At 40.5% G+C, this 12,733-nt stretch carries 9 protein-coding genes; all 9 read right to left on the reverse strand.

Annotated features, from left to right (window positions below; translation table 11 throughout):
• Window position 1 precedes the first annotated feature (1 nt).
• Window positions 2-1,249, reverse strand: a complete 1,248-nt coding sequence (locus tag GQR60_RS00130; RefSeq protein ID WP_124991000.1) for an ATP-grasp domain-containing protein — start codon at window positions 1,247-1,249, stop codon at window positions 2-4.
• Between the two features lie 4 nt (window positions 1,250-1,253).
• Window positions 1,254-2,423, reverse strand: a complete 1,170-nt coding sequence (locus tag GQR60_RS00135; protein WP_124991001.1) for a DegT/DnrJ/EryC1/StrS family aminotransferase — start codon at window positions 2,421-2,423, stop codon at window positions 1,254-1,256.
• The gene (locus GQR60_RS00140) at window positions 2,402-3,862 is read right to left on the reverse strand and encodes an MOP flippase family protein (protein WP_124991002.1); all 1,461 of its coding nucleotides are present in this window, start codon (window positions 3,860-3,862) and stop codon (window positions 2,402-2,404) included. The genes GQR60_RS00135 and GQR60_RS00140 overlap by 22 nt, the downstream gene beginning before the upstream one ends.
• Before the next feature lie 11 nt (window positions 3,863-3,873).
• Window positions 3,874-5,109 carry a non-hydrolyzing UDP-N-acetylglucosamine 2-epimerase gene (gene wecB, locus GQR60_RS00145; RefSeq protein ID WP_225441290.1) on the reverse strand — a complete coding sequence of 412 codons (1,236 nt, stop codon included), beginning with the start codon at window positions 5,107-5,109 and terminating at the stop codon, window positions 3,874-3,876.
• A 107-nt stretch (window positions 5,110-5,216) separates the two neighbouring features.
• Window positions 5,217-6,491, reverse strand: coding sequence for a UDP-N-acetyl-D-mannosamine dehydrogenase (wecC, locus tag GQR60_RS00150; RefSeq protein WP_124991003.1), 1,275 nt, complete (start codon window positions 6,489-6,491; stop codon window positions 5,217-5,219).
• 16 nt (window positions 6,492-6,507) lie between these two features.
• Entirely contained in the window at window positions 6,508-7,035 is a 528-nt protein-coding gene (locus GQR60_RS00155) for a UpxY family transcription antiterminator (protein ID WP_124991004.1), read from the reverse strand.
• Window positions 7,036-7,790: 755 nt separating this feature from the next.
• Window positions 7,791-10,055 (reverse strand): NADP-dependent malic enzyme, encoded by a 2,265-nt coding sequence (locus tag GQR60_RS00160; protein ID WP_124991005.1) that lies wholly within the window; start codon window positions 10,053-10,055, stop codon window positions 7,791-7,793.
• Between the two features lie 1,674 nt (window positions 10,056-11,729).
• Window positions 11,730-12,014, reverse strand: a complete 285-nt coding sequence (locus GQR60_RS00165) for a hypothetical protein (RefSeq protein WP_124991006.1) — start codon at window positions 12,012-12,014, stop codon at window positions 11,730-11,732.
• On the reverse strand, window positions 12,001-12,726 hold the full coding sequence (locus tag GQR60_RS00170) for a hypothetical protein (protein WP_124991007.1): 726 nt from the start codon (window positions 12,724-12,726) through the stop codon (window positions 12,001-12,003). Before GQR60_RS00170 ends, GQR60_RS00165 begins: the two co-directional genes overlap by 14 nt.
• Window positions 12,727-12,733 lie beyond the last annotated feature (7 nt).

The following is a 12,733-nucleotide window of genomic DNA, read 5'->3' on the forward strand; positions in this document are numbered from 1 at the left end:
CTTAAATAGCTAAGCGATTTGTGTTCGCATTATTCACAAAAATTATTCCTTCCGATTCGAGTTCAATCTGAATGTATTTTTCGCTGTTGTCTATCTTTTCATACATCTCATCCTCCGACGAAAATTGAAGTAAAAGAACGCCAATGGTTGCATTCGATCCTTGAAAAGATATCACCGAATCACCAATGTTTTTAAAAATGTGCTTCTCCAGAATATTTTCAGTTAAATCCGGAGATATAGTTATTTCTTTTAACAGACCATCCCGATCGCTGTGCAAAACATAGTAAGCAAAAAAGCCTTCTTTGTGAATGTGATCAACAATAATTTTCTTTCCCATGGCTGCTTCAACAGTCGCATTCACCATATTAAATCCGCTTGCATACTGCTCCAGCTGAGGAACCAAATTCCCTCCGTTGCGAGGACCGACTTCCATTAAAAAAATTCGGTCATCCTCATCAATTCTAACTTCAATATTAAAGGCTCCCTGCTTTATAGCAAGAAGATCGAATAAGCGCTGCAGTTCCAGTTCAATACGGCTCAAAACAGCCGTGGAATGGATCGATGGCAATGTTGTAGAGTAAGGAACAAATGGATTTACTTTTTCATCGAAATGATGATCACCCAAATAACAAAAACATATTTTCCCTCCGCACACAAATACATCACCATGAATCTGCGGTCCTTTCTTAACAAGAAACTCCTCCATCACAATCCTTTTGGTTCTGGAAAAACTCATCGCATATTCAAAAGCACTTACCAGCTCCCCCGCCGAATGAATCTTTCGAACCCCTTTACTTCCCGATGAATCAACAGGTTTTACCATCAACGGAAATGTAAAATCATCTATTTCGAGCAAGGCATCTGCCAGGCTTTCAAAGCCTTTCGATTTTGGCAGGTTAAATCCATTCTTTTGAAGAAAATTCCTAAATAAATCTTTCTCTGCCAAAATTTTCACCGATTGGTATGAATTCCCCGGCAGCTCCATTTTTTCGGATACATATGCAGCAGTTGGTGCTGCAGGATCCGAGGCATAGGCTACGATACCATCTATCTCCAGCTTTTTAGCCAATTCGAGCACCAATTCTTTATCCGTAGTGCTGATGTTGTAATACTCATCGGCATATTGATGCCCGGGATTTTCAGGCGCAAAATCACAGGTAATTACGTGATAGTCCAACTTCTTTGCAGAAAGAACAGAAGGCACCTGAAAATAAGAACCTCCAAGTAGTAATATCTTCTTCTTGTTCATAGCTTTACTCCATTTTTCTTTTAATCTGACTCAATATCTTCACAGCAATTTCTCTGCTCTCAACCCGCGCCATCCCTTTAAGAACAGACACAACAGTATCAACCACTTCATCGGGTAAATCAGGATACAAGGGAAGACAAATTACCTGTCGTGATATCTCGTAAGCAATATCCAAACCTTTTGCTGACGGCAATCCCCGGTATGTTGAGAATTCACTGATTAAAGGGTAAAAATACCGCCGGCCGTAAATGTTGTGCTTTTTCAGTTCTTCATATACATCATCTCTCGATCTGCCGAACTCCGATTCGTCAATGAAAACGGGAAAATAGGAATAGTTGTAATCAACATCCACCGGATTTTCGAGGTAACGAACCCCTTCAATATCTTTCAACCCATCGCGGTATTTTTCAGTAATGTGCTGTCTGCCGTCAATTGCCGAATCGAAATATTTCAATTGCAGAATTCCGTAAGCGGCCTGCAATTCGTTCATTTTAGCATTAATGCCAGGTGCAACAACGGTTGTTTCATCAGCAATGCCAAAATTTTTCAAATAATCAATTCGCTTTTTTGTTTTCAAATCATGACAGATGATGGCGCCGCCTTCGATGGTATTGAAAACTTTGGTTGCATGAAAACTAAGAATGGATAAATCGCCGTAGTTCAGAACACTGGATCCTTTGTATTTCACGCCAAAAGCATGAGCGGCATCATAAATTACCCGCAAGCCATATCGGTCGGCCAAATTTTGAATCTCATCAACATCACACGGATTTCCATATACGTGAACAGGCAATATTGCGGTTGTTTCAGGCGTAATTGCGGCCTCAATCAATTTAGCATCCAAATTGCAGTAATCAGCTTCAATATCAACAAAAACAGGTTTTATTCCATTCCACCATAAAGAGTGGGTTGTGGCAACAAAACTGAATGGCGTAGTAATTACTTCTCCTTTTATTTTCAGACACTGCAAGGCTGCCATTAAGGCCAGCGTTCCGTTCGAAAATAAGGATACGTAAGGTACTCCAAGAAAAACGGCCAGTTGTTTTTCAAATTCCTGATGGTATTTGCCATTATTTGTCAGCCACCTGCTGTCCCAGATATCCTCTAACAAAGGGATAAATTCATTTAATGGCGGCAATTGCGGCCGGGTAACTAATATTTTATGTTTTTCCATCTTCTTAGGGGTATTACTTCTTTTAAAATCAGTAATCCATCGGTCAAAGCTTCTTGTTTTGTTGCTATTGCCAACAGTAAATAAGATCCGATACCTATAAGTATCTGGTAAGAGAGAGAAAGAATTTCATTATCGATCAACCAACCTGTCATCATAAAAGCAACCATTAAAAGACTGATTAAAAAGGTTTGACTAACGTCTTTAAGTTGATTGGGTATGGTATAGGCAATCAATTTCCCTGTAAAAAAAGCATTGATAAAAAAGCTAATGAAAGAGGTACAGATCTGGCCGATCACCAAACCCATTATTCCCCAATTCAATCCGATAATAATTGCAAGTATCACAATCGATTTTTTAACGATTTCGAGGTACAAGAATAAATCAGAACGGCCTTTTACCTTTAAAATATTCAAATTAGAAGCGTGCAAAGTGTAGATCATTCCTGCAATACACAACAACTGAAAGTAAGGTACTGCCGGCAGCCATTTTGCACCTAAAACCAATACCAATAATGGTTTGGCGACCACAGCCAATCCCAGCATAAGAGGGAAATTAATAAAGACCAAAAGTTTAATCAGTTTTCTAAATCCTTGTTTCAACTTTTCGTTATCGTCCTGAATTTTCGAAAAAGCCGGAAAGGTTACATTTCCCACCACCTGTGCCAATGTAGTAACCGGAACCTGCTGCAGTTTTTTTGCCTGCGTGTAAAAACCCAAAGCTGATGCTGAAAACATTCGTCCGATTACCATTAAGTAAATGTTCTCGAAAGTTTGACTGATAATGCCGGACAGCAGCAGTTTAGAACCAAAACGAAACAGCTGCTTAAAAGATTGAATGGAAAAAATAAATGAAGGCCGCCACGAACTTTTTATCCAAAACAAAACAGTTCTAAAAAAATAGATGCCAATAATTTGACCAGCAAGCGCCCAAACACCAAGATTGAGTAAAGCCATTCCTATTCCTACAAAAGCCGATAAAAAGTTGGCAATTACTACCACCTGAGCAATGGACTTAAAATTCATTTCAATTTTAAACTTCACCAAATGAATTAAGCCAAAAGAGTTTACTGCCAAAACAAGACAAACAACCCTCGTTAAATCTATCAGCAAAGGCTGATGAAAAAAGTCGGCAATATAAGGAGCGGCAGCAAATAACAGGAAGTAGAGTACAAAACCTATTGCGATGTTAAAATAAAAAACCGTTGAATAATCGGTCTGATTCACATCCTTTTTCTGAATGAGTGCATTATCGAATCCGCTATCGATAAATGCCTGGGAAACTCCAATAAAGATGGCCAGCATCCCTATCAAACCAAAATCTTCCGGCTCCAGCAGTCTGGCAAGTATAACCTGAGAAATCAGGAGAATGAACTGGCTTCCAAATTTTTCAAGGAAACTCCAGAATACACCTTTAATGGTTTGACTCTTTAATTCGGACATTTATAATGTAGTTAAGCAACAATTTTTTCCCGAACTGCAATCGCTTTTTTCAATTCCTGTACTATTCTAATACATGCATTTCCATCGCCGTAAGGATTACTGGCGGTTGACATTTTTCGGTAAATGGCATCCTCCTCGAAAAGCATTTCCACAGCTTCAATAATCCGATAAGAATCAGTTCCAACCAATTTTACTGTTCCTGCCGACAAGGCCTCAGGACGCTCGGTTGTATCTCTCATCACCAAAACCGGTTTCCCTAAAAACGGAGCTTCTTCCTGTATTCCTCCCGAATCGGTTAAAATCAGGTATGAAAGATCCATCATGTAAACAAATGGCAAATAGTCAATCGGATCAATCAGGAAAATGTTTTTTGCACCGACATCTCCGTTCACCGGATTCTTACCCAAAATATCGTAAACCGGTTTCTGCACATTCGGATTCAAATGAACCGGATACACAAAGTCGACATCAGGATATTTCGCCGCTAAAAATTTAATCGATTCGCAGATATTTAAAAATCCCTTCCCGAAATTCTCGCGGCGATGTCCGGTTATCAAAACCATTTTTCGTGCACGGTATACCCAGTCGGCCACTAAACTGGTAGGAATTCCTTTGGCCTGCAGCACGTTAATTATATTCATTACCACCCGCGAAGAACGGTGAATTTTGGTAAGGGTCAACTGCAAAGCATCGATAACGGTATTGCCGGTAACAACAATTCTGCTTTTGCTGATTCCTTCATCCATCAGGTTTCTCTGAGCCATAATGGTAGGTGCAAAATGCCATTGTGCCAATCTTCCGGTAATTTGACGATTGCCCTCTTCGGGCCATGGCGAATACAAATTATTGGTTCGTAAACCGGCTTCGATATGTGCAACCGCTATTTGCTGATAGTAAGCCGCCAAAGCCGTTGTCGAAGATGTGGATGTATCGCCGTGCACCAATACTAAATCGGGACTGGCTTCTTTCAGCACATCGCGCATTCCAATAAGCACCCTGCTGGTAATGTCATATAAATCCTGACCGGACTTCATGATTTCAAGATCGTAATCGGGTTGAATATCAAACAAATCAAGTACCTGATCAAGCATTTCGCGATGTTGGCCGGTTACACAAACAATCGTCTCAAAATCATCAGGATACTTCTGAAATTCTTTTACCAGTGGAGCCATTTTTATGGCTTCGGGGCGGGTTCCAAAAACCAACAACACCCTGTATTTTCCATTCCCGTTCATAATTCGGTTCATTTAAAAGTGAATATTTTTTACTGCTCCGCTCCTAAAAATGTGGTTGTTCCTGAGCGGTACATTGGCAGGCAGTAACTGATAGATAGTAACTGATTACTGCTAACTGTTTACTTATGCTTCGAAGCTTTTACAACAATTTCTACAGGTACAGCTTCAATCTCTTCTGTTTGCTTGTTGGTAACGCCGCAGAAATCTAAAATTAGTTTGTCCTTTGTTTTGGGCAGCGAATAAAATTCACTGTGTGCTACCAAATAAACAATCATATCTGCAGCATCAAAAGCATTTTTATAATCAGAGAGTTCAAATTCAGGATGTGAATCAATATTGGGTTCAACAAGCAGGATTCCGTTCTGTTCGGATCCGATTACTTTTTGCGCAATGTATTTGGCAGGCGATTCGCGCAAATCATCAATATTTGGCTTAAATGCCATTCCCATTAAAGCAATTTTTGGTTCGTATCCATGTTTCAGCTGAAATTGCAGACTGGCATTCTTAATTTTCTCAACACACCAAAAAGCCTTGTAATTGTTTATTTCTCTGGCTTTTCCAATAATCTGACTTTCCAGGGGATACTCCGAAACAATAAAGTAAGGATCAACCGCAATGCAGTGTCCTCCTACTCCGCAACCGGGAGTTAAAATGTTAACCCGCGGATGCCTGTTCGCCAATTCAATCAACTCCCAAACATCAATACCTGCCTTATCGCAAATAATTGAAAGTTCGTTGGCAAAAGCAATTTGTACATCGCGGGATGAATTCTCAACCAATTTGCACATTTCAGCAGTTTTTGAATTGGTCCGGTGCAATTCTCCGGTCACAAATTTTTGAAAGAATTCGCAGGCCCGTTCCGTCGATTCTTCATTAATACCACCAATTACCCGGTCGTTGTGTTCCAATTCATAAATAATATTGCCGGGCAATACCCGTTCCGGACAATAGGCAATAAAAATTGTTCCTTCCAGATCCGGACGTTTTGAATAAATCAAATTTTTTACCTTCTCAGTTGTCCCTACCGGAGATGTTGATTCAATTATGAACAAGTCCCCCGCCTTCAGTAAAGGAATAACAGCATTGCCTGCCGCAAGCACATAGGAAATATCCGGCTCATGATTGCCTTTAAAAGGGGTTGGCACAGCAACAGTATATACATCGGCTTCCACAGGCTGCAGGTGAGCACTTAAGTAACCATCCTCCACCACTCTTTTTACCAAACCATCCAAATCGGGCTCAACAATAATAATCCGGCCTTCATTCACGGCCTCAACTACCTTTGGGTTTACATCCACTCCATGAACCCTAATACCGCTGTTTGCAATAAGAGCAGCCGTAGGCAGGCCAATATACCCCATACCTATTGTGGTAACTATTTCTATTTTATTCATAAGATTTGCTGGAATTTTAGTGCGTGACTGGTTGAACTTGTTTAATGGTATCCAGACTAATATCTGTATAAACACAAGTTCCTAAAGAATCGAAGCGGATAACAATCCGATTCTTTCCTTTTATTTGTGTGATTTCGCCTTGAATGCCTTTTAGAGGACCTGCAACAACTTCAACCAACTCTCCTTTTTCCAGATGATCTGAACAAAGATCAACCTTGCGGTTTTTATCTTCTAAAAAAAGTTGGAGTGCTTCAATTTGTTGTTCGGGTATAGACACAGCTTTGCCACCGAAAGTTACATACCTGACTGCAAAAACAGAGTTAACAGCATTGTAGTATTCTCTTTCGCTGACTTTCACAAATAAATAGGACCGAAGAAGGGGTTCTTCCACCCATTTTGTACGATCACTCCATTGTCGGAGCTCTTTTTGTAAAGGAAGGTAGCACTCGATATTTTTTGAGCACAATTCTTTATAAAGTCTCTTTTCAGCCCGCGACCGGGTATAGATCGCATGCCAAAAGTAAGGTCTTTTGAAGGCTTGCATGTTAGTTGAATTAAGGTTGACAAGTAAATAAGGTCTGCAGGAAAATAGACTATAGTTGGTTGAAGACTATTGCATCTACTCTCGTGGAGGAGTGGTTGGTTTATGGGCACAGCTTCGCTTCCTCAGTCACAGAAAGATGCTGTACCCTTATCTTTTTACATCTAATAATTCATCGAAAAGTAAAACTTTCGAAAAACAATGATTTTGTTCATCAAAAAAAATCAGACTGCTTTTTTTCTTCAATGCCATTCACATATTCTTTGAACGGTAAATAAAATTTCGGGAGATTTTTGCTAAAGAACAAATTTGAAGGTTCTTTACTTAGAAAGAATCTAAACAATTTTGGTAAGAGGAGACTATTATCTGACTAATGCATCTTTTTTACTGATATTCAATGGATAAGGAAAATTAAACAAGCCTGCTTTGTTTATCTAATTTTAATATCTAATTTTTGCATTCCGATAGAATCCTGTATTGGTAACCTTAAACAAATCTATTTCCGTCGGTTCCAGACATGGATTGAATGCAGAAAAAAAAAGTTATTTATCGACCATTCATCCAACAAATGAATCGGTTAATGGAAAAAGCTTCAGCGAAAATCCTAAAATATTCAACTGAAGCTTTTCAACTGTTTTGCATCTTGTTACTTGCAGTACTTGCAACTTGTTACTTTTACTTGAAGTACTTATTACTTGTCACTTGAAGTACTTGTTACTTGTTACTTGTTACTTGTCACTTGAAGTACTTGTCACCTGTTACTGTCCCTGCGCATCCACCACAGCAATGGTAACCAGATTCACCAATTCGCGAACCGAACTTTCGAGGGGAACAATGTGAATTGATTTATTCATCCCCAGTAGAATTGGCCCGATTGCTTCTGCTCCACCCAACTCCTGCATAATTTTGTAAGCAATATTACCACTGCTTAGGTTCGGAAAAATAATCGTATTTACTTTCCGGTTCTCCAATTTCGTGAACGGAAACATTTTGGTTCTGAGTTCGTTATTCAAGGCAAAATTCATCTGAATATCACCATCCACAATTAAATCGGGGTGGTCGCGGTGCAAAATTTTCACCGCCTCCTGCACCCGCACCGGACTTCCCTCACGTATCGATCCAAAATTAGAGTAGGAAACCATTGCAATTACAGGTTCGATATTGAATTTGCGAACCGCTTCGGCAGTCAGTAAGGTAGTATCTACCAAAGTTTGTGCATCAGGCCGGGGATTCACCGTTGTGTCAGAGAAAAAAATGGGTCCCTTATTGGTCATCATTAAATACATGCCGGCAATGTGATTGATTTCGGGTTTAATACCAACGGTTTGAATTCCTGGTCGAATGGCTTCAGAATATTTCGAAGTCGATCCGCTGATAAAAGCATCGGCCTCTCCCATTTCAACCATCATGGCACCAAAATAATTACGATCCGTCATTTTATCGAGGGCCTCGGAATAGGTTAAACCTTTTCGGCTGCGTTTCTGAAACAATACCTTTGCGTACTCCTCTCTTCGGGTTCTTTCCTCTGCTCCCCGCCAATTAATAACAGGTGCATTTCCCAAATCCAGATCGTTTTCCTGAATTAATTTTTCGATGTATTCCGTATTTCCCAGTAAAATAGGCTGAGCAATTCCTTCGTGCAATACGGTTTCAGCTGCTTTCAGAACCTTAAAATTAGTTCCCTCGGCAAATACCACCCGTTTCGGACTCCTTCTGGCTTTATCGGTTAAAGCCCTCATTAGTTTATTGTCGCGGCCCAAACGCTCTTCCAATTGCAGTTTATAAGCCTCCCAATCGGTAATGGGAGCATGCGCAATGCCCGAATCCATTGCCGCTTTGGCAACTGCCGGAGCAACTATGGTCAGTAATCTTGGATCGAGTGGCTTGGGAATGATGTAATCGCGGCCAAAATTCATATTCATTTCGCCATAAGCAATGTTCACCATATCGGGTACATCCTCTTTTGCCAATGCTGCCAAAGCCCGCACAGCAGCAATCTTCATGGCCTCGTTAATTGCCGTTGCTTTTACATCCAATGCGCCGCGGAAAATAAACGGGAAACCCAGCACATTGTTTACCTGATTGGGATGATCGGACCGGCCGGTAGCCATAATCAAATCCTTACGGGTTTCCATGGCCAAATCGTAATCAATTTCGGGATTTGGATTGGCCATGGCGAAAACAATGGGTCTGGCTGCCATCGACATAATCATTCCGGGTGCGAGCACATCGGCTACCGATAAACCCAAAAACATATCTGCCCCTACTAAGGCTTCCTTTAGTGTGTGAACATTTTTACGGGTAGCAAATTCCTTTTTAACGGCACTTAAATCGCTGCGCGATTCGTGAATTACCCCCTTGCTGTCGACCATTACAATGTTCTCTTTTTTAACGCCCAGCGAAATATACAAACGCGTGCAGGCCACTGCCGATGCCCCGGCTCCGTTTACCACCAGTTGAATATCACTCAGTTTTTTGTTCTGAATTTCGGTCGCATTCAGCAATGCGGCTGCCGAAATAATGGCTGTTCCGTGCTGATCGTCGTGCATTACGGGAATTTTCAGCTCTTTTTTTAGCCTGTCCTCAATCTCGAAACACTCCGGTGCTTTTATGTCCTCTAAATTAATGCCGCCAAAGGTGGGTGCAATTCCCTTCACAATCTTCACAAACTCATCCACATCTTTGGTATCTACCTCAATATCGAACACATCGATATCGGCAAAAATCTTGAACAGCAATCCTTTTCCTTCCATTACCGGTTTGCCGGCCTCGGGACCAATATCGCCCAAACCCAGAACAGCCGTTCCGTTCGAGATCACCGCCACCAAATTTCCTTTCGCGGTGTACTTGTACACATCTTTTGGGTTTTTCTCAATGGCCAAACAGGGTTCGGCAACCCCCGGCGAATAGGCCAGCGATAAATCCAATTGGGTGGAATGGGGTTTGGTTGGGATTACTTCAATTTTTCCGGGACGTGTGCCTTCGTGATAGCTAAGCGCATCTTCTTTGGTAAATTTAGCCATGGCTAATTTGATTTAGGAAATGAGATTGTTTGTTTACTGCGTATGAGAAGAGGACTAAAAGACGGAAGCCTTTGCGGAGATAATTTGAAAACTTCCCAACTTCACTGGCTTGCTCACTAGAGTTTTACACCCCATAATTTCCGCCAAAATTTATTTAGAAGAAAGCTAAATAGGGAAAAACAAAAAACCTCTCCCTAACCCTCTCCTGAAGGAGAGAGAACTAAAAATGCGTAATCGGGGGAATGCTCCCCTTCTACTTTTGGAGAAGGGGCTGGGGGATGAGGTGTTAAACCAGAAAACATTCATGCACAAAATCAAAAAAACTCTGTTTGGCATTTTCGAAATACCTCTCCCCAACCTATCCGGTTTAAAAACCACACACCAAACCGTCCAGATCAAAATACCTCTCCCTAACCCTCTCCTGGAGGAGAGGGAACTGAAAATGCGCAATTAGGGGAATGCCCCCCTTCTACTTTAGGAGAAGGGGCTGGGGGATGAGGTGTTAAACCAGAAAATATTCATTCGAAAAATCAAAAAACCTCTGTTTGGCATTTTCGAACTACCTCTCCCTAAACTATCCGGTTTAAAAACCACATACCAAACCGTCCAGATCAAAATACCTCTCCCTAACCCTCTCCTGAAGGAGAGAGAACTGCAAATCCGCAATCAGGGGAATGCCCCCCTTCTACTTTAGGAGAAGGGGCTGGGGGGATGAGGTGTTAAACCAGAAAACATTCATGCACAAAATCAAAAAACCTCTGTTTGGCATTTTCGAAATACCTCTCCCCAACCTATCCAGTTTAAAAACCACACACCAAACCGCCCAGATCAAAATACCTCTCCCTAACCCTCTCCTGAAGGAGAGAGAACTACATATGCGCAATTAGGAGAAGGGGGATGCTGCAAATTAGCTTCGAACTTTCATTTCTTCCCATTTTACCGATTTAACCCGTAAGTGGCTTTTCGCCCTGACAGTGCTTACTTAATGGGAGGATATTATCAGATAGAGGCATAAAAAAATCTCCTCGGGTGGGAGGAGACTTTATAATCATTTACCGCTACTAGTAATATCGTCACATTTTGTTCACTTGTTTAAGCAGTCTTATTCTATGGTAAATTTTGATTTAAGTTCTTGCTCGTTGAACTTGACAATATAACAGGTTACAAAGAATTGGCTATTTTCTACTTTGTTTTCTATAATTCTCAACAGCTTTGTTATAGTCTGTTTTTTTATCGTTTTCATTCCACTCTGTCCAGAAGTTAATAGTACTACTTAATGGACGATTTTCCTCTTTTGGCATGTCAAGCATTATCCTTGATGGCAATAGTGTCTTCTCCTGAAATAGCTTGACAGATTATTACTTAATTTAAGATAGTAGTATTGTTCTTTAATCTATCTACGGTTGAACAAATTACAAAAACAATTTAGGAGCAGGTAAAACCATTGTGAAGATATGAAATCACTGACAAGGTCTTATTCAAACGGGGATTCACTCAATTTGAAAGGGATTGCCACTGCCTTATGCTTCGGCTTCGCAATAACGGCCTGGTTCTGTTCTCCCTTTTTTAAGGGAATCCCGAAACTATTCGGGACGAAGGACAGGGTGAAAAAAATCCATTCAAACAGAACCGCCGTCAAGGTGCAAAACACCTACTCATCAGCATATTAATAAGCTACAGCAAAGCGGCGAACTGTGGTATTTTCTTTGCAATTTTAACAGCTACATCTCCCAATTCTTTAATGTTATGGATTAATTGGGCCTGCGACAGATTGTCTTTCGATGCTTGATCAACCACATTTATAAGATCTGAATATATTTTTGGATCGGTGGTTTTAGGGATAAGAGCATCAACTTCTTCTTTCGATAATCCTTTTAATTTATTTAATTCCTGTTGGTATTTGCCGGTAAAAGCTGCATCAGCTTCAGCAAATAAATCATCATATTTATTTTTCGCCATTGCTTTGTTTTTTATTGGTTATCTCTTTTATCTGATTCGTTATTTTCTGGATTTGTTTGTAGGCATCATCGCTTTGTGCATCGATTTTTTTCCCCGTTGCAACAGCCTTCTCAACCTGTTCCGAAACTTTCACTAATGAATTTGTAAGCAGGGTATCTGCCCCCTCTAAACCGATCATTGAAAGTGCTTCCTGCTGTGTTCCTTTTAATTTTCGCAACGACTGCAGGTAAGCTGTAATGGTACGATTGGCAGTAAGCGCATTTTCGTACGACTGATTGATTGATTTGGTAATTTCGGAATGCTGCTGTTTTATCGGCAACAGCAACTCTTTTCTTTTGCCGGATATCTGATTTTGAGCGGCTTCAAGAAATTCCTGCATATCATTAATTGCAGCTTTCGCTTCTTCTTCTCCTTCTTGTTTTCCTGCCAGCTCAATTACACTGTACAAACATGGTTTTCCGTCCTTGTAATCCTGTAACTGACTTTTTAATGCATAATGAATTACAAAAGGCACATAAACATCATCAACAAAAGAATTAATATCATTTTCAATTTTTTTGAAATAGAGATCGGTAATATCGTTGTGCGATTGATGCAATATCTGTAGATCGTTGCCGAGGGTTTGAGATAATAGTACTGTCTCTTTTGGGATTGAGGCACAGGCGGTAAACAGAAACAATGCGGCCAGTACTCCTATATTTTTCACTCTCATGATTTGG

Origin of the sequence: Labilibaculum euxinicum, from assembly GCF_009795715.1 — a bacterium.
In the GTDB taxonomy this organism is placed as follows: domain Bacteria; phylum Bacteroidota; class Bacteroidia; order Bacteroidales; family Marinifilaceae; genus Labilibaculum; species Labilibaculum euxinus.